This is a genomic window from Aminobacter sp. GW821-FHT11F06, from assembly GCF_058808215.1.
On sequence record NZ_JBXARL010000007.1, the window covers coordinates 98,119 to 120,179 of the forward strand.

Below are 22,061 nucleotides of genomic sequence, written 5' to 3' on the forward strand. Positions count from 1 at the left end.
AGAAAAGCCGCGCCAGATAGCGCGGCTTCCCATGGCGATTGTCGGCCATTCAGTTCGCGGTCGGCTGCTTGGTCTTCCTGAGATAAGGCAGCACGCGTTCAAACGAGCCGAAACGCTTGATGGCGTCCTCGTCCGACACGGCGGCGGTGACGATGACGTCGTCACCCTGCTTCCACTGCACCGGTGTTGCGACCTGATACTTGGCGGTCAGCTGGATCGAATCCAGCGCGCGCAGGATCTCATCGAAATTGCGGCCGGTCGACATCGGATAGGTCAGGGTCAGCTTGACCTTCTTATCCGGGCCGATGACGAACACCGAACGCACGGTGGCATTGTCTGCGGGCGTGCGCCCCTCCGAACTGTCGCCAGCACTCGCCGGCAGCATGTCGTAGAGCTTGGCGACGGCAAGCGTGGGATCACCGATCATCGGATAATCGACCTTGTTGCCCGACAGTTTTTCGATGTCGGCCTTCCATTTGTGATGGTTTTCAACCGGATCGACCGAAATACCGATCATCTTGGCGTTGCGCTTGGCGAAATCCGCCTTCAGCCCGGCCATGTAGCCGAGTTCGGTGGTGCAAACAGGGGTGAAATCCTTGGGATGGGAAAACAGAACCGCATAACCGTCGCCGATCCAGTCATGGAAGTTGATCGGGCCTTCCGTGGTGTCGGCTTTGAAATCCGGGGCGGTGTCATTGATGCGAAGGCTCATGGCGGTTCCTCCTGAATTCGACGCACACGCCTTTTACCGGCCAGAACGGCCCGGGTTCAGCGTCCGTGTGCGAATGCGCCATCTTGCGCCAAGCCCATGAAAACGACAATGGCCGGGACATGCCCGGCCATTGAAAGCGCTTATCCGAAACCAGGCTTACTGCTTGATCGGCGCGTATTTGCCGTCATGCCACTGGTTGATGTCGTAGCTGGCGTTCTTGAGGTCGCCCTTCTCGTCGAAGACAACATCGCCAACGACGGTGCTGATCGGCTTGCCGTCCTTCAGCGCCTCGGCGACCTTCATCGGATCGTCGGTACCCGCACGCTCGATGCCCTGCGCGAAGGCCTGGATCGTGGCGTAGGAGAACAGCGTGAAGCCTTCCGGCACGAAGCCGCCGGCCTTGATCTTGTCGACCGCTTCCTTGGCTTCGGGCTTGGCCTGCGGATCGGACGGGAACACGAACATCGTGCCCTCACCGGCCGGGCCGGCGATCTGCCAGAATTCCGGCGAGGCGATCGAGTCGGGCATGATCAGCTGGAACTTGAAGCCCTGCTCGGCCGACTGGCGCAGGATGAGGCCGGCTTCGGGGTGATAACCGCCGAAATAGACCACGTCGGCCTTCAGTTCCTTGAGCTTGGTGACGAGTGCTGAATAGTCCTTTTCGCCGGCATTGATGCCCTCGTAGAGGATTTCAGTCAGGCCGCCCGTGTTCATCGTCTTTCTGACGGCATCGGCCACGCCCTGGCCGTAGGCGCTCTTGTCGTGCAGCACGACGACGTTCTTGCCCTTGTACTTCTCGGCGATCCACGGCCCGATGAAAGCGCCCTGGGCGTCGTCGCGTGTGTACAGACGCATGATCGTCGACCAGCCCTTGGCGGCTGCGTCGTCGGTCATGATCGGATTGGACGAGGCTGGCGACATCATCAGCGCGCCGCTCTCGGCATAAACGGCGGATGCCGGGATGCTCGAGCCCGAGCAGGCATGGCCGTCGATGAACTTGATGCCGTTGGCAACGATGCGGTTGGCAACCGAAACCGCCTGCTTGGGATCGCAGACGTCGTCTTCGACCGAAAGCTTGAGCTGGCGGCCCATGACGCCGCCCTTTTCGTTGATCGCCTTGACCGCCGCTTCAGCACCCTGTTTGAACTGGTCGCCGATATTGGCGAGCTGGCCGGTCATCGGGCCAACGACGGCAATGCCGATATCTTCCGCGAATGCCACGCTGGCGCTGAGCGACAGCGCGAGCAATGCGCCAATAGAACGTTTCAAATACATTGTTTCCCTCTCCCTTGGACGCGTTGGACATGCCGGATTCGCGCCACACGTGCAATCGTCGAAAGCTGTCAGCGCGGCCCGGCCTTGTCTTGGCGCATGGGCGACAGGATATTGTGCCTGCAATCGCTGATGCAACCAGCGTTTGCCGCCAGATCGATACAAAAACGAAAAAGCCGCGCCGATCTTGTATCGATCGGTCGCGGCCTTTTTCATGGAAACTCCGCGAGGCATCTTTGGCCTTCTCGAGAGTTCACCTGCCCTGTTTATTCCTGGTCATTTCTGGCGCGCCTCGCCCGTCCTTCAGACCGTCGCGCTCTTGTTGTTGGAAGCCGCCACAAAGGCGACCTCGATCTTCCCCCCGGAAGAACTATTAGTGCATCGTCATCCATTCGCGCGCTTCGCGCAGCGCCTTGACGATGTCGAGCTTGGACATCGAGCCGGACAGCTCCGAGCGCAGCTCGGCGGCGCGGGCGGAACCCTTGATCGCGGCGATGTTGAACCATTTGTGGGCGGCGACGACGTCGACTTCGCAATCGCGGCCGGTCGCATACATCATGCCCAATTCAAGAAGAATGTCGGCCTGAGCGGTGGAACCCATCGCGCCGAAGCCAGCCTCAAAGATTTCGAAACGTGCCATTTTCTTATCCCCTGCCTGTCTCCTGAGAGCGGGCTCGGTGGTGTCCCCAAGAGCTGCTCTTTCGATGCTTTCGAGAATGCCGTGGAGCTTTGAATCCGGCGTTAAATGGCGTGCTTAACTCGAAGAAAACAAAACTAAAACAAAGGGTAAAGCTTGGAATTCATTAAGGATAGGAGTCCTTGGGCCGGCTGGGATTTCCAGAAAATGCGATGAAAATTCGCCAGTGCGCGGCTAAGTCTTTGATAACCACGCGACGCATTCACCTCAGGCAATCGATGAACATTCTGGCTTGAAAGGCGCATTCGGGCCGTCAAAAAATGCGTGCAGCTTCCCTAGCGGCACCGCTTTCGCTTTCGCGGCGGCTGCATTACGCTTACGTTTGCGTAAACGTCAGGCGCGGGAGAGCGCCTCAACCGGGAGGATTTCAATGCTTCGCAAGATGAGCCTGGCCATGGCGGCCACCTTGATGCTGGCGGGTGCGGCCTATGCCGACCCGATCGAAGGCAACTGGAAGACGGAAGCGGGATCGACGGCAGCGATCGCCCCCTGCGGCAGCGGCTTCTGCATCACGCTGAAAGACGGCAAACACGCCGGCAAGAAGATCGGCACCTTCAACGCCGATGGCGACAGCGCCTATTCGGGCAAGATCACCGATCCGGCCAACGACAAGACCTATACCGGCAAGGCCTCGGTGGCCGGCTCGAGCCTCAAGATGAAGGGCTGCGTGCTCGGCGGACTGATCTGCAAGACGCAGAACTGGTCGAAAATTTGAGCGAATAGCGAATAGCGAATAGCGAATAGCGAATAGCGAATAGCGAATAGCGAATAGCCGACTCACAACGACCTCTGTGGTCAAGAGCCCTCTACTCACTACTCACTACTCGCTACTCCCTATTCGCTGCTTATGCCCTGGCCTTCTGGCCGAACAGCACCTTTTGGGCTTCCTTGTCGTCGGCGAGATTGCGACGATGGTCTTCGCCGACCGCCAAGCCGCGGATGACCGCCGGACGGGCCATGAGTGTTTCGAACCAGCGTTTGAGATGGGGGAAGTCGTCGATTTCCTGGCCCTGGTTCTTGTAGGGCTTCACCCAGCCGATCGAAGCGATGTCGGCGATCGAATAGTCGCCGGCCAGGAATTCGCGGTCGGCGAGGCGCTTGTTCATCACGCCATAGAGGCGATTGACCTCATTGGTGTAGCGGTCAATGCCATAGGCGATCTTCTCCGGCGCATATTGGCGGAAGTGGTGAGCCTGGCCGGCCATCGGCCCGAGACCGCCAACCTGCCAGAACAGCCACTGATCGACTTCGGCGCGGCCGCGCTCGTCTGTGGGGTAGAGCTTGCCGAACTTGCGGCCGAGATATTGCAGGATGGCGCCCGACTCGAAGATCGAGATCGGTGCTGCGCCCCATTTGCCGTCGGCGGTCGGGCCTTCGGGGTCGATGATGGCCGGCATGCGGTTGTTGGGGGCGATTTTGAGGAATGACGGCTCGAACTGCTCACCCTTGCCGATGTTGATATATTTGACCGTGTAGGGAACGCCGAGTTCCTCCAGCATGATCGAAATCTTCCAGCCGTTGGGCGTGGGCCAATAATAGAGTTCGATCGGCAATGTCTGGCTGGTCATTCCGCAGTCTCCGTTGGTAAGCGATGCTCTGGAGATATGCGCAAGCGGGCAAAACACAACCCTGCGTACAGGCTACGCGCTGTCAATAAATTTGAACCGAAGATGAACGGAGGTCTCAGAACCCGTTCAGTCGCAGCCAGGCATAGTCCGATCCATTGAAGGGGAAGACACCAATGCTCGCTCGCCGGTTCACCATCGTCTGTCTGCTCAGCGCCCTGTTCGGCATCATGTTTGCCACCCTCGTCGCCGAGACAAGCCGCCCCGCCCGCTCCTGGGAACTAACGTCTTCGAAGAAGACCTGACCTGCAAATCTCCGCCCGCAACGACATCAACAGAGCTCCAAAAGCAAAGCCAACGCCCATGACCCGCACCGCAACCCAGATCATCAAGATCCTCCGGCTCCTGCCGCGGGCTTTGCTGATCCTGATGGTTCTCGCCGCCCCGGTGCTGGCCGTGCCGCAGCTGCGCGGCGACTCGGGCTCGACCATCGAGGCGCCCGCGGCACGCAATGGCGGTGTTGGTTTCGTCCTGCTTGTCAGCCTGCAGCGCGGCTAAAGGAATTTACAGGACCACAACACGGCCCCCTCGCAGCCGTCATAATTGATCTCTATAATAGGTCATGGAAAAGCGAATCTATCCTCAGCCCATCGAATCCATCTCCTCGCCGCTGCCGTTTCCACGGCAGAGCTTCACCGATGCCACCGAAGCGGTGGCGGCGTTGCAGAAGCTTTATGAGCGCAATACCTTGTTCTTGCGCGAGGCCTTTGCCTCACTTGCAGCCGGTGCGGACACCAATGTGCGGTTCCGTGCGTTTTACCCAGAAATCGGCGTCACCACGACGTCCTACTCCCAGGTCGATTCCCGCCAGGCCTACGGCCACATGCCGACGCCGGGGCATTTCTCGACAACGATCACCCGCCCGGACCTGTTTGAAAGCTACCTCACCGAGCAGTTACGCCTGATCATGCGCAACCATGGCGTGGCGATAACCGTATCGGAGTCGACGACACCGATCCCGCTGCATTTCGCCTTCCTCGAGGGCACTCATGTCGACGGTGCCGCCGCCGACCGCATCCAGCGGCCGATCCGCGACCTGTTCGACGTGCCCGATCTCGACGGCACCGACGACCATATCGCCAACGGCACCTTCGAGATCATGCCGGGCGAATCCCGGCCGCTGGCACCCTTCACCGCCCAGCGCATCGACTATTCGCTGCACCGGCTGGCGCATTACACGGCAACCACGCCGCAGCACTTCCAGAATTTCGTGCTGTTCACCAACTACCAGTTCTATATCGACGAGTTCGTCGTGCTGGCCCGCGAGCTGATGGCCAAGGGCGGCGGCGGCTATACGGAGTTCGTGGAACCCGGCGGCGTGGTGACGAAAGCCGGCGACACGGCGCCATCGGCGGGAACGCCGGCGGCACGGCTGCCGCAGATGCCGGCCTACCACCTGAAGAAGGAGGGCCATGCCGGCATCACCATGGTCAATATCGGCGTTGGCCCGTCCAACGCCAAGACGATCACCGACCACGTCGCGGTGCTGAGGCCGCATGCCTGGCTGATGCTCGGCCACTGCGCTGGCCTGCGCAACACCCAGGCACTCGGCGACTATGTGCTGGCGCATGCCTATGTGCGCGAGGACCACGTGCTCGACGACGACCTGCCGGTATGGATTCCGATCCCGCCGCTGGCCGAGGTGCAGGTGGCACTTCAGGAGGCGGTCGCCGAAGTGACCGGGCTATCCGGCTACGACCTCAAGCGCATCATGCGCACGGGAACCGTGGCGACCATCGACAACCGCAACTGGGAACTGCGCGACCAGCGCGGCCCGGTGCAGCGCCTGTCGCAGTCGCGCGCGATTGCGCTCGACATGGAATCGGCAACGATCGCCGCCAACGGCTTCCGCTTCCGCGTGCCCTACGGCACGTTGTTGTGCGTCTCCGACAAGCCGCTACATGGCGAACTCAAGCTGCCGGGCATGGCTACCGAGTTCTACAAGCGGCAGGTGGCGCAGCATCTGACCATCGGCATACGCGCCATGGAAAAGCTCGCCGAAATGCCCAATGAACGGCTGCATTCGCGCAAGCTGCGCAGCTTCGCCGAAACCGCGTTCCAGTAAGGCTGGCTTTCGTCGCGCTTGAAGCGCCGCGCGTCCTCTTGGACGCGCGAAGGACGCTGGAACAGTTTGGATCGGTGGTCAGAATCCCAACAGCGAGATGACGTGAACCGACCCAAAGCGGACCTGACGCACCGGCGCAGTCCATCGCGCGATCAAGCAGGAACGTAGGTCAACCTGATCACGTCCTCGCCCATTGGATCGCTGGCCATAAGGCGGAGCCGTGGCTGGGGGCCGGCGAAGAATGGCTTGCCGCGACCGAGCACGACGGGGTGGAGGTAGAGGCGATACTCATCAATAAGACCAAGGTCGGTTAGGCTTCGTGCCAAGTCTGGTCCGCCAACTTGAATCTCCCCAACGAACTGAGCCTTGAGCCCGCGTATCGCCGCCTCGACATCATTGTCGACAAGTGTGGCGTTGGGGCCGACTGACTTCAAAGAACGCGACACGACCCACTTCGGTTGGCGCCGCCACGCAGCCGCGAAGTCGCGCCGCGCCGCGTCCCACTCGGGATGATCCTCGTCCCAATAACGCATGACCTCGTACAAGCGGCGACCGTACACGCTCCCCACCTGGTCGCGCGCCTGCTCGATGAAGTGATGGAAAAGCGTTGGGCTCGGCGCAAACGCCATGTGGTCGACGTAGCCGTCCAAGGACTGGTTCATTCCAAAGACGAGCTTCGCCATGATGCAAATCCTCCGCCTGAGCTTCTTTAGAATAGCTTGAACCGACGATGCGTAGAAGTGTTGTGGAACAATCCGCGCGCCGCTTTGCCGGAGTGGCCATTGACCGGAGGTCCGCTTTCTACCGGTCCCCTGTCAGTTCCAGTCGTTCGCGATGTTGGGCGCACTGCTATTGCCCGTTGACGAAACCGAGGATCAGGCGGTGGACGTTGCCGCCATCGCCGAGTTCGACGCGGTCGAAGTCGCGGCTTTTCTCGCGTTGCGCCAAGGATGCCTCCGACAGCGGCTTGATGATCTCCTGCCTGACCTTCTTGCAGTTCGGGTCGCCGGCGACCGACACGCCGATGGTGGTCTTTTCGATTGTCGCGACCATGTCCTTGATCATCTGGCCATGCACCAGCTCATGGCGCCGGACACCTTCGTAAAAGACATCCCAGCGCTGCTGCAGTGCTGCCGGCAAACGGTCGGACGGCTTGGGCAGCGTGTAGGTGATGATGAGCTTGGGCTTGGCTGAAACCAGCGTGCAGGCGCCATCTTTCGGCTCGTATTTGCGCTGCCAGGTGAGCTTGAAATTGGTGTGGGCGATGGCGCGACCGACGCTGGCTTGCGGCCCGCGCTCGCCGATCGAGGCATAAAGCTCAGCTGCCGTGGTGCCCGATATGGCGTAGGTCTTCACCTGTTCGACAGTCTGGCCTTCGGCACGGGCGGCCGAAGGCACGACAGCAAGCACGACCGCACATGCCCGCAACCAATGATGGGCGGCTTTGTTCATTCCATTCTCCGCAAGACAGTCGCAGCGTTCACGAAAGACAGCTGCAACACCGATGAGCCGCATTTGTTCGGCCCATCGGTCTCACGGTTCGTGTCGCATTTCAACTGAGGTTGCCGCCACGGCACCGCCGAATGGTCGTGCCTGGGTCACTTTGCAGCAACGATCAAGCGGCACATAATCGATCATCAATGGGCCGCAATTCTGGCGACATGAAGCTGATATGACGACCATGGCTTTATACAATTCCGGCAAGATCGCCTGCTTCTTGGCGATGATGCTGCTGTCGCTGCCGCTGGTGGCGGGGTTCTTCGGCACCTGGCATCCAGCACTCGATTCGTTTGCGCATTTTCGGGTGCATCTGGCCGTGCTGATGATGGTGGCGGCGGTGCCGCTGCTGTTCACGTCGCTGCGCTGGCAGGCGATTGCCGCGCTGGCGTTCGGGGCGGCAGCGCTGTCGACGACCTCCAGCGCGCTTCCCCTGCCCGGCCTTGGCCCGGTGCATGCGGCATTCCAGCCGCGCACTGACGACCGGCCGATCTACAAGATGCTGCAGATGAACCTGCGCTTCGACAACGCCTATCCCGAAAAGGTGCTGTCGCTTGTCGGCCGGATGCAGCCTGACGTGATCACCTTCGAGGAAGTGTCGGAGATGTGGGCGGGCAAGCTGCAACCGCTGTTTGCGCGCTACCCCTACCGCATGCTCTGCGGCTATCCGAACGATGTATTCGGGGTCGCCATCCTGTCGCGCCGGCCTTTTGCGGAAGGCACGCAGCCGCAATGCTTCGGCAACGGTGCGCTGGCGACCGCCACTGTCGACTTCGGCGGACGCGCGACCGATGTTGCGGCCCTTCACCTCGGCTGGCCGTGGCCTTACGAGCAGTCGAGGCAGGTAACCGCACTGAGCGGCAATTTTGCCTCGCTCGGCGACAACGCGCTTTTGGGTGGTGATTTCAATGCCACGCCGTGGAGCGCCACCGTATCGCGGGTGGCCAAGGCCGCCGGGCTGACGCTGATGCCCGCGGCCGGACGCACCTGGCTGACGTTCTCGTTGCCCGATTTCATGCGCTTTGCCGGGCTGACCATCGACCATGTCATGGCCAAGGGCGACATTGAGGTGCACTCGGTGACAATGGGCGAGGATGCCGGCTCGGACCACAGGCCGCTATTGGTCGAATTCTCGTTCCGCGACGCGCCGGCTCCCGCCGAGGAAGCCGAAACCGAGACGGTGTCTTCGCAGACCGCTACAACGCCTCGCGGATAAACAAACGGCCCGAAAATCGCGATGATTTCCGGACCGTTGCGACTGTCAGAGCGCGAAACCGCGCGCGATCACATATTCGGATAGACCGGCCCCTCGCCGCCCTGCGGCGGCACCCAGTTGATGTTCTGGTTGGGATCCTTGATGTCGCAGGTCTTGCAGTGGACGCAGTTCTGCGCGTTGATGACGAACTTCGCATCGGCATGGCCGGGCTCGCCGGCGATCGAATTGCCGTCGGCATCGACCCATTCATAGACCCCAGCCGGGCAATAACGGCTCGAAGGCCCGGCGAAAATCTCGTATTCCGAACGCTTCTGCAGATCCATGTCCTTGACCTGGAGGTGGACCGGCTGGTTCTCCTCGTGATTGGTGTTGGACAAAAACACCGAGGATAGGCGGTCGAAAGTCAGCACGCCGTCAGGCTTGGGATAGTTGATCTTCTTGTGCTTTGACGCCGGCTCGAGCGACTGGGCGTCTGATTTGCCGTGCTTGAGCGTGCCGAAGGGCGAAACACCAAACAGCGTGTTGAGCCACATGTCGAGACCGCCGAGGCCGACGCCGAGCAGCGTGCCGAAGCGCGACCACAACGGCTTGACGTTGCGGACCCTCTTGAGGTCCTTGCCGATATCGGTCGAGCGCCATGCGGCTTCATAAGAGGCGAGCTCGTCATTGGCACGGCCAGCGGCAATCGCTTCGGCGACATGTTCGGCGGCCAGCATGCCCGACAGCACGGCGTTGTGCGACCCCTTGATGCGGGGCACGTTGACCAGCCCGGCCGAGCAGCCCATCAGCACGCCGCCGGGGAAAGACAGTTTCGGCACCGACTGGTAGCCGCCCTCGGTGATGGCGCGCGCGCCGTAGGACAGCCGCTTGGCGCCGTCGAAGGTGTGGCGGATCGCCGGATGCGTCTTGAAGCGCTGGAACTCCTCGAAGGGCGCGAGATAGGGGTTCTTGTAGTTGAGGTGGACGACGAAGCCGACCGCAACCATGTTGTCTTCGAGGTGATAGAGGAACGAGCCGCCGCCGGTCTTGAAATCGAGCGGCCAGCCGAAGGAATGCTGGACAAGGCCCGGCTTGTGATGTTCGGGCGCGACCTGCCACAATTCCTTGAGGCCGATGCCGAATTTCTGCGGCTCGCGGCCGGAACTCAGGTCGTATTTCGCGATCAGCTGCTTGGCGAGCGAGCCGCGCGCGCCCTCGCCGATCAGCACATATTTGCCCATCAGCGCCATGCCGGGCGCGAATGACGGGCCATGCGAACCATCGCGCTCGACGCCCATGTCGCCTGTGACGACGCCGGTGACGGCACCTTGGTCATTGTAGAGCAGCCCAGAGGCGGCAAAGCCGGGATAGATTTCGACGCCGAGCGCTTCGGCCTTGGTCGCCAGCCAGCGGCAGACATTGCCGAGCGAAACGATGTAGTTGCCGTGATTGCTCATCAAGGGCGGCATCAACATGTTCGGCAGCTTGACCGAGCCGGCCGGGCCGAGGATCAGGAAATGATCGTCGGTGACGGGCGTCTTGAAGGGATGATCAGTGTCCTCGCGCCAGTCGGGCAACAGCCGGTCGATGCCGATCGGATCGACGACGGCGCCCGACAGGATATGGGCGCCGACCTCGCCGCCCTTTTCGAGCACGACGACCGAAAGCTCGGGATTGACCTGCTTGAGCCGGATCGCCGCCGCCAGTCCCGCTGGGCCTGCGCCAACGATGACAACGTCGAATTCCATGCTCTCGCGTTCGATATCGCTCATCAATCCCTCCGCGTGGCTAGCCCCTGTCCCAAGGGCAATCTGTAGCTAGGCGCTGCATAGCGCATCATTGGCAAACGTCAAACCGGACCGATCCGCACATCGGCTGTTTGAGCTAGAGTCTATTTCATTCCGATCAAACCCGAATGGGCCAATCATCCTGTTTGAACGTCATTTCGTCCGAAAACCGGCACCCGCTGTTCGCTACGCCGACCTTCGGTTCCGGATCATGTTTCCAGAAGACGACAAATTATCTTACGTTAACGTAAAGGTCAAAATATTTCACCTTTCGGCTGTGCCTCATGGCCCGTACTGTCACAAAACAGGTGTTGTCCAACAGCCTATTCGCCCATTGATTGTTCATGCGCCAATACGTGCCCTGCAGGACCGGACTGAAGCGTTCGCACCCCACACGCCACATGCTGGCCGGGGCTGCCCTTCTTATTGCGACATGTCTGAGCAGCGAAGGTCGTTCGCAGGAGACCGAGGCCGGCCAAAAGGTCTGGACCAGCGGCGCCTATTCGTTTTCCGACGAGCTTGGCGGCTTTCGCATCACTGGGGTGTCGGGCAGCGGCACCAGGGAAGACCCGTTCGTGGTTCGGGAAGAACTCGAATCCTCGTCACCGGTGACGCTGACGATGCGCACGATCCGGCCTATACGGCCTTTCGACAATTCGGGCTTTTACGCCAACGGCATCATGTTCATGCGCATCGAGGCGCTGAACAACAGCGGCCAGGCCTGGGTCGAATTCGAGTTCGAATTGCAGGAGATCGAGGGCAAGCCAAGCGATTTCGGCGACGGGCTCTCCTTCGATCAACGGCGCACCGACAGCGCCAACATCTCGTCGGACAGTTTTGCCAAATACAACCGCGACTTCGAACCTTATGACCGGCTGCGCTTCACCGACGGCAAGGTCGATCCCAGCGAGGTCGCCGATTTCAGCTTCCTTTTGACCGACTATACGCCGCGCTGGCGCTTTTATCTGGTGCAGGACCCGCGCATTCCCTCCTCATGAACTTGCAAATGTGAGCGGTAACGCCGAAACTGGACCATGGCCTCAATTTCGGGAAACGAACGTCCGGATCTGCGCGATCTGCTCGCCTTCTATGCGGCGGCGGGTGTCGATGACGCGCTTGTCGACGATCCGATCGACAGATTTGCCGAAAGCGCGCAACGCCAGGCGGCACCGGTACAGCAAGCGGCACAGCCGAATGAGGCGCCTCGCACCGGATCGACCGCAACGCCGCCTCCCCCGCGCCCTGCTGCATCCGCCGCCGTGCCCGACGAAGCACAGGCTGCCGCCGCGCGCGAGCTTGCCTCGAAGGCCGCGACGCTCGACGAGCTGCGCCAGATCATGGAGGGGTTCGACGGCTGCAATCTGAAGGCCACGGCTAAAAGCATGGTCTTTGCCGACGGAAGCCCAGACGCGGACCTGATGCTGGTGGGCGAAGCCCCCGGCCGCGACGAGGACCTTGAGGGCCAGCCCTTTGTCGGCCGCTCGGGGCAATTGCTCGACCGCATCCTTGCGGCGATCGGGGTCGACAGGAAATCGGCCTTTGTCACCAATGTGATTCCGTGGCGGCCACCGGGCAATCGCACGCCGACGCCGCATGAGACCGAGATATGCAGGCCGTTCATCGAACGCCAGATCGCGCTTGCCAAACCCAAGGTGCTGGTGACGCTGGGCGGGCCCTCGGCCAAGCTTCTTGCCGGTTCGACGGAGGGCATATTGCGGCTGCGCGGCAGCTGGAAGAACCATACCACCGCCGACGGGACGGTCATTCCTGTCATGCCGACGCTGCATCCAGCGTATCTGCTGAGAAATCCCGCCCACAAAAAACTTGCGTGGCGTGACTTCCTGGAGGTCAAGGCGAAGTTGAGGGAACTGGGCGGCATCTAGGGTCTGCCCCTGTTGAACCGGCGTGGGTCAAGGGAGGTTTCCTTCGGTGACCATCACCATCACTGCCTTTGAACGGTCGCCCGATGGCGGCAAGGGACTGGCGCGCGATACGCGCGTTCGCTGGGCGCTTGAGGAAGTCGGGCAACCCTATGAGGTACGCCTTGTTTCGTTTCATGCGATGAAGGAGCCCGCGCATCTGGCGCTTCATCCTTTCGGCCAGATTCCGACCTATGAGGAAGGCGATCTCGCCCTATTCGAGACAGGGGCGATCGTGTTCCACATCGCCGAGCGCCATGCGGGCCTGCTGCCGGACGATGCCAATGCCCGCGCCCGGGCGATCACATGGATGTTTGCGGCGGTCAACACGGTGGAGCCGCCGATCCTTGAACTCGGAACCGCGAGGCTGATCGAGGGCGACAAGCCCTGGACCAAGGAGCGCTTGCCTCTGGTCGTGGATCGCGTTCGCAGCCGGCTGAAACAACTTTCTGCTCGCCTGGGCGATGCCGACTGGCTCGACGGTACGTTCAGCGCGGGCGATCTGATGATGGTGTCGGTTCTGCTCAGGCTAAAATCGTCGGGCATTGTGGACGAATATCCGAACTTGGCCGCCTATCTCGCCCGCGGCGAAGCGCGGCCCGCCTACAAACGGGCATTCGCCGCGCAATTGGCGGCGAATGCTGGCGAGCCACCGACCGGCTAATGTCAGTCCTGGGCTAGAAGGCGCCGACCCTAGCCAGCCACTTCAGGCGGTCGCCGCTGCCGCGCGACGGATGCCGACGAATTGCAGTTCGGCGAACACCGCGACCGTCAGTGCCTGGGCTACGACGAAGGCTACGCCGAGCAGGTTCGGCTGGACAATGCCCGAAACGAGCAAGCCAAAGCTGCCGACCACCCACAGCGCGTTGATGGCGATGATGTCGATCATCAGGAGCTTGGACACTGTAGCGCGGCGAGCGATCACCACCAGCATGGCGATGAACGGCACCAACACGATGCCGGCCCAAAACAGCAATTGCGCGGGCAATTCGAGCAACGGCGCAAGCATGGATGCGCCCAGCATCATCAGGATACCGGCTGCGCCGCTGACGAGCGCATCGGTGAAAAGGACGTTGCGGAGGAAAGGAGTGACGGTGATGGACATGGTGCAAGCTCCTGGCTCGGGTTGTGGAGGCCGTCTGTGACCGCCTTCCTGAAACCGAACATCTCACCAGGCCTGGACCCAAGCGATTACGCTGGAGGTAATAGCAATCAGAATTCCGTCTGCTTAGTGTAGCGGCATGACAACGACACAAAATCCCGTAGGCGACCTCCTCCGCGAATGGCGCACCAGGCGCCGCATGAGCCAGCTCGATCTCGCCATGGAGGCCGAAATTTCGCAGCGGCATCTGAGCTTCATGGAGAGCGGACGCTCAGTGCCCTCGCGCGACATGGTGCTGCATCTGGCCGAACGGCTCTCCATCCCGTTGCGCCAGCGCAATCAGATGCTGCTGGCTGCTGGATTCGCGCCGAGCTTCAGTGAAAAGCCGCTCAGCCACCCCTCGCTCGCACCGGCCATGGACGCGGTGCGCATGGTACTCAAGGGCCACGAGCCCTACCCGGCCATCGCCGTCGACCGGCACTGGAACCTGATCGAGGGCAACGCAGCACTTGGGCCCATGCTTGCAGGCGTGGAGGATGCCTCGCTGCTCGAACCGCCGGTCAATGTGCTCAGGCTCAGCCTGCACCCCAGGGGCGTGGCACCGCATATCGTCAACCTGCACGAATGGCGCTCGCATCTGATCGAGCGGCTGAAGCACCAGAACGACACTGCCGGCGACCCGGTGCTCGAAGCGCTGGAGAAGGAACTCTTGACCTATCCGGACGGGCCGCGCGCGGGACGCCCGATGCAAGCCGATCCGCTCGCGATCGCGCATCCGCTCAGGCTGCGCATGGGCGATGCGGTGCTGTCCTTCATCAGCACGATCACCGTGTTTGGCACACCACTCGACGTGGCCTTGTCGGAACTTGCCATCGAATCGTTTTTTCCCGCCGACGAAGAGACGGCGGCGCGGCTCAGGGCGCTGGCCACTCAATAGACGCCTACACTGCGCAGACCAGCATGTAGCGCGCTGCGGCGATCCTTTTCGAACGGCGCTGGTCTTGGAAAGATCGCGGCAAGCGCGGCCTGCATCTCCGCTGCCCTGACTGCCGCGCGGGCATCGTCGTCGATCTCATCGTTGAGGCAAAAGAAGGCGGGCGGACTATCGACAAGTGCGGCCAGCGACCGGCTGAACTCGTCGGTATCCCGCACGGCCACGACATGCTCGCAGGACAATTTCACCTGCCGGGCGCCGCCGGCGCGCTCGCGGTCGCGCTCGGAAATGGCGTTGATGTAGAGCACGCGCACCAGCGCATCCGTTCGCTGGCGAAAGCGGTGCTTTGCTGTGCGGCGCAGCCAAAAGCCGAATCTGTCGTTCAGCCAGGCCAGATCGTCGAGATCGATCATCAGCGGCAGGTGTGGCGGATAGGACCAGCGCTTGCGGCGGAAGGCCAACGTCAGCAGAAGGTTGTTGAAGCCAAGTACATGCATATAGCGATCAGCACGCAGGCGCAGCGACGGCAGGCGGAACGCCATTGCATGCAACCTGGCACTTCCATCAGGTGCCACGAATTCGCCGCGCGGCACCGGCTGGCCGACGAAGAAGTCGTCGTTGAAAAGCAGAAACCTGTTGGCGACGCCTGCCCTGCCAATACGGTGCAGATTGGCCTCGATGGTGCTGGAACTGAAAACCGGCAGGCCAGAAGGATCGGCGAAGAAGTCGCCATGGGTGACGAGATTGATGCCGGGATGATCGAGATCGAGCCATGGCGGCACCTGGCCGTTGGTGACAAGGTGGATGGTTCGTACCCACGGCAGATTGTGGTGGATCGACCGCAGTGAATAGCGCAGTTCACCATTTTCGCGAAAACGATAGCGCGCAGGCCTGAGCCAAGGCTGCTTCGGCCATAAGCGCGCAAGGCTCGCTTGATGCGCGGGATCGTTGCCGTCGACCCACGGCATGACGACATCTATCGGGTCGGAAGTTTTGAACTCTATCATGTGCCCTCGACCGAAAAATCGGTCGCCTCAGATCATTCTGAGGAGCGGGCAGGCTCCAGATTTGCAAACCGCCTATTGCGGCGACGACGCCTTCTTGACGGCGCGGCGCTCCAGACCAAGGCGCTGTTCGCGCCAGATGATGAAGATGCCGGCACCGATGACGATGGCGCCACCAACCAGGGTGTAAATGGTCGGCAGGTCGCCAAAGACGAAATAGCCCACCGCGATGCCGAGGATCAAGGAGGTATATTCGAAGGGTGCCACCGTCGACGCCTCGGCGTGGCGGTAGGCTTCGGTCATGAACAGCTGCGCGATGCCGCCGCAGAAGCCGGCAGTGATCAGCAGTGCCGTCTGTTCCCAGCTCAGTGCCTGCCAGCCGAAAGGAATGCTGAGCAACGCCATGACGCTGGCTGTCAGGGAAAACCACAGCACGATTGTCGAGGTGCGCTCGGTGTGGACGAGGTTGCGCACCAAAAGCATCGCGACCGCCGACATCGCCGCCCCCACCAAGGCCGCGATGACACCGAGCGTTTCTTCATCGCCGAGGCCGGTGCTGAGCAAAGAGAGGTTCGGCCAAGAAACGATGACGACGCCCAAAAGGCCGACGGCGACAGCGGTCCAGCGGTGGATGCGAACGGTCTCGCCGAGGAAAAGCGCGCTGAAGACGACGACCAGCAGCGGCTGGGCATAGTTCAGCGTGATCGCCTCGGGCAGCGGCAGCCGGGTCAGCGCGAAGAAGCCGAACCCCATGGCGGTGACGCCGACGACACCGCGCGCGACGTGGTTCAGCGGGCGCTTGGTGACGACGGCGGTGCGCAGTTCGCGATGGAAGGCGAGAAAGATCAGGATCGGAAAGACAGCGAAGAACGAGCGGAAAAAGACGATCTGGCCGGCAGGGACATCGCCGGCCGCCTTGATGCTGGTCGACATGCCAACGAAGATGGCGACCGAAATGATCTTGAGTGCAATGCCCGTAAGCGGCGACGACGCGCCGTGTACCACCTGATGCTTCACTTGTGCCGGGCCGCCTCTATCGCTGCCCAGACACGCGCCGGGGTCGCCGGCATCTCGATATGGGTAATGCCGTAGGCTCTATAGAGCGCGTCGGTGACGGCGTTGAGTGCCGCCGGTGTCGCACCGATGGTGCCAGCCTCGCCCGCGCCCTTCATGCCCATCGCATTGGTGGTCGAAGGCACGTTACGGGTTTCGAAGTGGAAGGACGGCACGGTGTCGGCGCGCGGCATTGTGTAATCCATGAAGCTGGCGGTCAAAAGCTGGCCATCCTCGGCGTAGACTGCTTCTTCGGCCAATGCCTGTCCGATCCCCTGCACCACGCCGCCATGAACCTGGCCGGCGAGCAGCACCGGGTTCACCGTGACGCCGAAATCGTCGACGATGGTGTAGGCGATGACCTCGGTCGTGCCCGTCTCGGGATCGATCTCGACTTCGCAGATATGCGTGCCGTTGGGATAGGTCGCTTCGTTCTGAACAAACTCGCCCATCGCCTTGAGATCGCCGGGGTTTTTGGCCGCCGCATGAAGGGTGGCGAAGTCGATCACGCGGTCGGTGCCAACGATGCGAGCCTCGCCATTGTCCAGTTCAATGTCGGCGGCGGCAGCCTCCAGTTCGTCGGCGGCGAGTTTCTTCAGCTTCTCGGCCAGGGCCTCGCCGGCACGGGACGCCGAGACGCCGCCCAGGGGGATCGAACGCGAACCGCCGGTGCCGCCACCATTGGCAAGCTGGTCGGTGTCGCCCTGATGGACGCTGATTTTTGCCACATCGAGGTTGAGCTTTTCGGAGACGAACTGGGCGTAGGCGGTGGCGTGGCCCTGGCCATTGGACTGGGTGCCAATGAAGACCGAGACCGTGCCATCGGCATTGAGCTCGACGCGCGCCGGTTCGGAACCGGCAAAGGCGCAGGCCTCGATATAGGTCGCCATGCCGATGCCGCGAATCCGTCCGCGCGCCTTCGCCTCCGCGAGCCGGTCCGCAAAACTGGCCCAGCCGGCACGCTGCATGGAAAGGTCCATGTGTGCCTGGAATTCGCCGACGTCGTAGAGCCGGCCGGTCTGGGTCCGGTAAGGAAACTGCTCGGGGCGGATGAAGTTGCGGCGGCGAATTTCGTCGACCGACAGGCCGAGATCGTGGGCGCAGGCATCGGCCAGTTTCTCCACCAGAAGGGCAGCTTCCGGGCGCCCTGCCCCGCGATAGGCATCGACCGGGCAGGTGTTGGTGTAGACGCCTGCTATCGTCACATCGAGCGCCTGGATATCGTAGACGCCGGTCGACATGCTGGCGCCGATGTAGGCGATAATCGGGCCATATTGCGAGATGTAGGCGCCGACATTGGAGATCAGATCGACGCGCAGGCCAAGGAAACGGCCATCGCTGTCCATCGCCATCTCGGCCTTGACGACATTGTCGCGCCCTTGCGCATCGGTGAGGAAGTGCTCCGTACGGTCGCTCGCCCATTTAACCGGCTGACCAAGCCGCTTGGCGGCTTCCAGCACAAGCGCATGCTCGCGATAGACAAAGGCCTTGGTGCCGAAGCCGCCGCCGACATCTGGGGTGATGACACGCAGCTTGTCTGCCCCGATGCGGAAAACCTGGCCGGTCAGCATGTCGCGCATCGAATGCACGCCTTGCGAGCCGGTGGTCAGAACGAAGCGGTCCTCGTCCTTGCGCCACTCGCCGATGGCCGAGCGCGGCTCCATGTAGTTGCAGATCAGGCGGTTGTTGATGAATTCGACGCGGGTAACGTGGGCCGCCTTGGCGAAGACCGCTTCGGTCCTGGCCTTGTCGCCGAGATGGTAGGTGAAGGCGCGGTTGGTGCCGAGTTCGGGCCACACCAGCGGCGCATCATCATCGAGCGCGGTCGCCGTATTGGCGGCCGCGTCCTCGCCGTCATAATCGACGTCGATCAGCTCGGCCGCGTCCTGCGCCAGCGCGCGGGTGTCAGCGACGATGAAGGCCACCGCATCGCCGACATAGTGGACGCGGTTGCGGCACAGGATCGGGATGTCGCGGGTCGGCGCGCGGGTGCCGTCCGGCTGCTTTTGCATGACGGAGGACTTGAGAGCGCCAAGATGAGCGACATCGGCACCGGCGAGCACGAGATGCACGCCAGGTGCGGCACGCGCGGCATCAAGCGAACCGATCTTGAAACTGGCCTTGGCGACAGGCGAACGCAGGACATAGCCGTGCAGCTGGGCGGCCGGCGCGATATCGTCGGTATAGCGGCCCTTGCCGGTGATGAAGGCCCCGTCCTCGACGCGCAATACGGACGCGCCCATTCCGAATTTCGGCGTGACGACTGTCATATCTGCCTCGTGAGGATTGTTGAGGAGCGCAGCAATTGTGCGGTCCCCGACAGTTTTGCCGAGGGGGCGTTTCGTGTAAAGAGCAGCGGCCGCATATTTATTCTACCAGCGTGCATCATGCGTACGGAAGTCGACAGGAAGGCCCATCACATGCGTACTGATACCGGACAGGTGTTTCGTCTCGAGGACTACCGGCCGAGCGACTACCTGATCCCCAGGACCGAGCTCGATTTCCGGCTCGGACAGGACAGCACCAAGGTGGTGGCGCGGCTGACCATCGAGCGGCGCGCGGGCATCGACAAGCCGGTGCAGCTCGAACTCGACGGCGACGGGCTGACGCTGCGCCGCATCGAGATCGACGGCGAAACGCTCGATGCCGCCGACTTCGACGCCACGCCAGACCAGCTGGTCATCTACAGTCCACCCGCCTCGGGCCGCTTCACGCTGTTGATCGAGACCGAGCTTGCGCCATCGCGCAACGAGGCGCTGATGGGGCTCTACCGCTCGAGCAAGGTCTATTGCACGCAGTGCGAGGCCGAAGGCTTCCGCCGCATCACCTATTTCCTCGACCGGCCCGATATCCTGTCGGTCTACACCGTGCGCATCGAAGCACTGCGCTCGGAAGCGCCGCTGCTGCTCGGCAACGGCAATCCTGTCGAAGCGGGAGATCTGGCCGACGGCTGGCACTTCGCCGTCTGGCACGACCCCTTCCCCAAGCCGTCCTATCTCTTCGCGCTGGTCGCCGGCGACCTCGGCTGCATCAAGGACCGTTTCGTCACCGCCTCGGGCCGCTCGGTCGAGCTTGGCATCTATGTCGAGCACGGCAAGGAAAACCAGGCTGGCTACGCCATGGATTCGCTGCGCCGCTCGATGAAGTGGGACGAAGAGGTGTTCGGCTGCGAATATGATCTCGACGTCTTCAACATCGTTGCCGTGTCGGATTTCAACATGGGCGCGATGGAAAACAAGGGGCTCAACATCTTCAACGACAAGTATGTGCTTGCCGACGAGGAGACCGCGACCGACGCCGATTTCGCCAATATCGAGGCGATCATCGCGCATGAATATTTCCACAATTGGACAGGCAACAGAATCACTTGCCGCGACTGGTTCCAGCTCTGCCTGAAGGAAGGGCTGACGGTTTTCCGCGACCACGAATTCTCCGCCGACCAGCGCTCGCGGCCGGTCAAGCGCATCGCCGAGGTGCGTACGCTGCGCGCGCACCAGTTCCCCGAAGACCAAGGTCCGCTCGCCCATCCGGTCCGTCCGCGGCGCTATCGCGAGATCAACAACTTCTACACCGCGACCGTCTACGAAAAAGGCTCCGAAGTGGTGCGGATGATCCGTACCGTGCTGGGCGCAGCGCTGTTCCGGCAGGGCATGGACCTGTATTTCGAGCGTCATGACGGCGACGCCGCAACCATCGAGGACTTCCTCAAGGTGTTCGAGGATGTGTCGGGCCGCGACTTGGCGCAGTTCGCGCTCTGGTATCACCAGGCCGGCACGCCGAATTTGAGCGTAACCACGGCGCATAATCCGGCGGCCGCTCAGTTCACCATCGAGATCGAGCAGTCGGTGCCGCCGACGCCGTCGGAAAGCCGCAAGCGGCTGATGCATATTCCCCTCGCTTTCGGGCTTGTCGGTTCAGACGGCAAGGACATGGCCTTCGACGCGGCCGAGGGTGCGACGGTCGAAAACGGTGTCATCCATGTCCGCAAGCGCAAGCACGTGGTGACGTTTTCGGGAGTTACCGAACGGCCGGTGCTGTCGCTCAACCGCGGCTTCTCGGCGCCAATCACACTCAGCATCGAGCAGCGGCAGGAAGACCAGATCTTTCTCGCCTCGCACGACAGCGACGCGTTCTCGCGCTGGCAGGCATTCAACACGCTCCTGACCGACGCAACGATCGGCGCGTTCAAGAACATCCTCGGCGGCAAGCAGCCGCAGTTCGCAGGCGCGCTGACCGCGCTCGCCGGTCGCATCGCTGGCGACAACGCGCTGGAGCATGCGTTCCGGGCGCTGGCGCTCGCCCTGCCGGGTGAAGCCGACATCGCCCGCGACATCGGCAAGAACATCGATCCCGACGCGATCTTTGCCGGACGCGAGGCGCTGGCTAGGAAGATCGCGGAGAGCAATAGCGGAGTCTTTTCGCAGCTTTACGAGGATTTGCGCATGTCGGGCGGCTTCTCGCCGGATGCGGCAAGCGCTGGCCGGCGCGCCTTGCGCAATATCCTGCTGGATTACCTCGCCATCCTGCCGGGCGGCGCGGCTCTCGCCTCCGAGCATTTCGCTGCCGCAACCAACATGACCGACCGTGCGGCAGCCCTTGCGGTGCTGGCGCATCGCCACGCCGGCTCGGCCGAAGCCAAGGCAGCGCTGGCCGAATTCGACAAGCGCTACCGCGCCGATCCACTGGTCATGGACAAGTGGTTCATGATCCAGGCAACGGCGCCGGGCGCCGGAGCGGTCGACGCGGTGCGAGCGTTGATCGAGCATCCGGCGTTTTCGATCGCCAACCCCAACCGGGTGCGCTCGCTGATCGGCGGCTTCGCCAGCGCCAACCAGACAGGCTTCCACCGTGCCGATGGTGCGGGCTACACCTTCTTTGCCGAAACCGTGCTGACGGTCGAAAAGCGCAACCCACAGGTCGCGGCACGCCTGGCCACGGCGCTTAGATCATGGCGCTCGCTCGAGCCGAAACGCCAGGCCAAGGCGCGCGCGGCACTGCTTTCGATCCAGGCCAAGGAAGGTCTGTCTGCCGACCTGCGCGACATCATCGAGCGCACGCTGGCCTGATCCGGGCCAGCCAACTCTTTCGGCGGCTTCCGAAATGTCGGGGCCGCCGTTTGGCTGGTGCGATACGCCAAACCCAATTCGGCTGTCTTTTAGCCGAATTTTAATCTTTTTCACCCAGCCCACTGGACAAGGC

At 62.1% G+C, this 22,061-nt stretch carries 21 protein-coding genes; 10 read left to right on the forward strand and 11 right to left on the reverse strand.

The genetic code is table 11. The annotated features are described in order from the left end of the window. Positions 1–49: 49 nt before the first annotated feature. The 3 genes from AC1RTB_RS17845 to AC1RTB_RS17855 all read right to left on the reverse strand — a co-directional run bounded on the left by AC1RTB_RS17845 (position 50) and on the right by AC1RTB_RS17855 (position 2,624). Entirely contained in the window at positions 50–712 is a 663-nt protein-coding gene (locus AC1RTB_RS17845) for a peroxiredoxin (protein WP_476784885.1), read from the reverse strand. Positions 713–868: 156 nt separating this feature from the next. Beyond that, complete coding sequence (locus tag AC1RTB_RS17850) at positions 869–1,987, reverse strand: ABC transporter substrate-binding protein (protein ID WP_492880204.1); 1,119 nt, start codon at positions 1,985–1,987, stop codon at positions 869–871. A 370-nt stretch (positions 1,988–2,357) separates the two neighbouring features. Then, positions 2,358–2,624, reverse strand: coding sequence for an SEL1-like repeat protein (locus AC1RTB_RS17855; protein WP_476784883.1), 267 nt, complete (start codon positions 2,622–2,624; stop codon positions 2,358–2,360). A gap of 427 nt (positions 2,625–3,051) precedes the next feature. Here AC1RTB_RS17855 and AC1RTB_RS17860 point away from each other — a divergent pair, with 427 nt between their 5' ends. Continuing rightward, complete coding sequence (locus tag AC1RTB_RS17860) at positions 3,052–3,396, forward strand: DUF2147 domain-containing protein (RefSeq protein WP_492880203.1); 345 nt, start codon at positions 3,052–3,054, stop codon at positions 3,394–3,396. A 130-nt stretch (positions 3,397–3,526) separates the two neighbouring features. Here AC1RTB_RS17860 and AC1RTB_RS17865 read toward each other — a convergent pair whose 3' ends face one another. Then, a complete protein-coding gene (locus AC1RTB_RS17865; RefSeq protein ID WP_492880201.1) occupies positions 3,527–4,249 on the reverse strand; it encodes a glutathione S-transferase family protein in 723 nt (240 codons plus the stop codon). A 173-nt stretch (positions 4,250–4,422) separates the two neighbouring features. On the opposite strand from AC1RTB_RS17865, the gene AC1RTB_RS17870 reads away from it, so the two are divergent. The 3 genes from AC1RTB_RS17870 (at position 4,423) to AC1RTB_RS17880 (ending at position 6,371) form a co-directional block, all read left to right on the forward strand. After that, entirely contained in the window at positions 4,423–4,551 is a 129-nt protein-coding gene (locus tag AC1RTB_RS17870) for a hypothetical protein (protein ID WP_492880200.1), read from the forward strand. 58 nt (positions 4,552–4,609) lie between these two features. Beyond that, positions 4,610–4,804: a hypothetical protein gene (locus AC1RTB_RS17875; RefSeq protein WP_492880198.1), complete on the forward strand. Its 195-nt coding sequence runs from the start codon at positions 4,610–4,612 to the stop codon at positions 4,802–4,804. 64 nt (positions 4,805–4,868) lie between these two features. Then, positions 4,869–6,371 (forward strand): AMP nucleosidase, encoded by a 1,503-nt coding sequence (locus AC1RTB_RS17880; RefSeq protein ID WP_492880196.1) that lies wholly within the window; start codon positions 4,869–4,871, stop codon positions 6,369–6,371. A 152-nt stretch (positions 6,372–6,523) separates the two neighbouring features. Here the strand turns inward: AC1RTB_RS17880 and AC1RTB_RS17885 are convergent, their stop codons facing one another. After that, positions 6,524–7,054, reverse strand: a complete 531-nt coding sequence (locus tag AC1RTB_RS17885; protein WP_492880195.1) for a dihydrofolate reductase family protein — start codon at positions 7,052–7,054, stop codon at positions 6,524–6,526. 166 nt (positions 7,055–7,220) lie between these two features. Next, the gene (locus tag AC1RTB_RS17890; protein WP_492880194.1) at positions 7,221–7,823 is read right to left on the reverse strand and encodes a DUF922 domain-containing Zn-dependent protease; all 603 of its coding nucleotides are present in this window, start codon (positions 7,821–7,823) and stop codon (positions 7,221–7,223) included. Between the two features lie 229 nt (positions 7,824–8,052). Between AC1RTB_RS17890 and AC1RTB_RS17895 the strand changes: the two genes are divergently transcribed. Further along, entirely contained in the window at positions 8,053–9,084 is a 1,032-nt protein-coding gene (locus tag AC1RTB_RS17895; RefSeq protein WP_492880193.1) for an endonuclease/exonuclease/phosphatase family protein, read from the forward strand. 68 nt (positions 9,085–9,152) lie between these two features. On the opposite strand, the gene AC1RTB_RS17900 is transcribed toward AC1RTB_RS17895, so the two are convergent. Continuing rightward, positions 9,153–10,835 carry an electron transfer flavoprotein-ubiquinone oxidoreductase gene (locus tag AC1RTB_RS17900; RefSeq protein ID WP_492880192.1) on the reverse strand — a complete coding sequence of 561 codons (1,683 nt, stop codon included), beginning with the start codon at positions 10,833–10,835 and terminating at the stop codon, positions 9,153–9,155. Between the two features lie 416 nt (positions 10,836–11,251). Between AC1RTB_RS17900 and AC1RTB_RS17905 the strand changes: the two genes are divergently transcribed. Genes AC1RTB_RS17905 through AC1RTB_RS17915 form a run of 3 tightly spaced genes read left to right on the forward strand, consistent with a single transcriptional unit; the run spans position 11,252 to position 13,433 of the window. Further along, positions 11,252–11,848 (forward strand): hypothetical protein, encoded by a 597-nt coding sequence (locus AC1RTB_RS17905; protein ID WP_492880316.1) that lies wholly within the window; start codon positions 11,252–11,254, stop codon positions 11,846–11,848. Between the two features lie 36 nt (positions 11,849–11,884). Continuing rightward, positions 11,885–12,733: a uracil-DNA glycosylase gene (locus tag AC1RTB_RS17910; RefSeq protein WP_492880191.1), complete on the forward strand. Its 849-nt coding sequence runs from the start codon at positions 11,885–11,887 to the stop codon at positions 12,731–12,733. Between the two features lie 46 nt (positions 12,734–12,779). Next, entirely contained in the window at positions 12,780–13,433 is a 654-nt protein-coding gene (locus AC1RTB_RS17915; RefSeq protein ID WP_492880190.1) for a glutathione S-transferase family protein, read from the forward strand. Positions 13,434–13,475: 42 nt separating this feature from the next. Here the strand turns inward: AC1RTB_RS17915 and AC1RTB_RS17920 are convergent, their stop codons facing one another. Then, positions 13,476–13,874 carry a hypothetical protein gene (locus tag AC1RTB_RS17920; RefSeq protein WP_492880189.1) on the reverse strand — a complete coding sequence of 133 codons (399 nt, stop codon included), beginning with the start codon at positions 13,872–13,874 and terminating at the stop codon, positions 13,476–13,478. Between the two features lie 136 nt (positions 13,875–14,010). On the opposite strand from AC1RTB_RS17920, the gene AC1RTB_RS17925 reads away from it, so the two are divergent. Further along, positions 14,011–14,808: a helix-turn-helix domain-containing protein gene (locus AC1RTB_RS17925; protein WP_492880188.1), complete on the forward strand. Its 798-nt coding sequence runs from the start codon at positions 14,011–14,013 to the stop codon at positions 14,806–14,808. Here AC1RTB_RS17925 and AC1RTB_RS17930 read toward each other — a convergent pair. The 3 genes from AC1RTB_RS17930 to AC1RTB_RS17940 form a co-directional block, all read right to left on the reverse strand. After that, positions 14,802–15,812: a stealth family protein gene (locus AC1RTB_RS17930; RefSeq protein WP_492880187.1), complete on the reverse strand. Its 1,011-nt coding sequence runs from the start codon at positions 15,810–15,812 to the stop codon at positions 14,802–14,804. The two genes, AC1RTB_RS17925 and AC1RTB_RS17930, sit on opposite strands and share 7 nt — an antisense overlap. Positions 15,813–15,884: 72 nt before the next feature. Further along, positions 15,885–16,826, reverse strand: coding sequence for a DMT family transporter (locus AC1RTB_RS17935; protein ID WP_492880186.1), 942 nt, complete (start codon positions 16,824–16,826; stop codon positions 15,885–15,887). Beyond that, positions 16,823–19,132, reverse strand: a complete 2,310-nt coding sequence (locus tag AC1RTB_RS17940) for a xanthine dehydrogenase family protein molybdopterin-binding subunit (protein ID WP_492880185.1) — start codon at positions 19,130–19,132, stop codon at positions 16,823–16,825. Before AC1RTB_RS17940 ends, AC1RTB_RS17935 begins: the two co-directional genes overlap by 4 nt. 150 nt (positions 19,133–19,282) lie before the next feature. Here AC1RTB_RS17940 and pepN point away from each other — a divergent pair, with 150 nt between their 5' ends. Further along, on the forward strand, positions 19,283–21,928 hold the full coding sequence (gene pepN, locus AC1RTB_RS17945; protein WP_492880183.1) for an aminopeptidase N: 2,646 nt from the start codon (positions 19,283–19,285) through the stop codon (positions 21,926–21,928). Positions 21,929–22,061 lie beyond the last annotated feature (133 nt).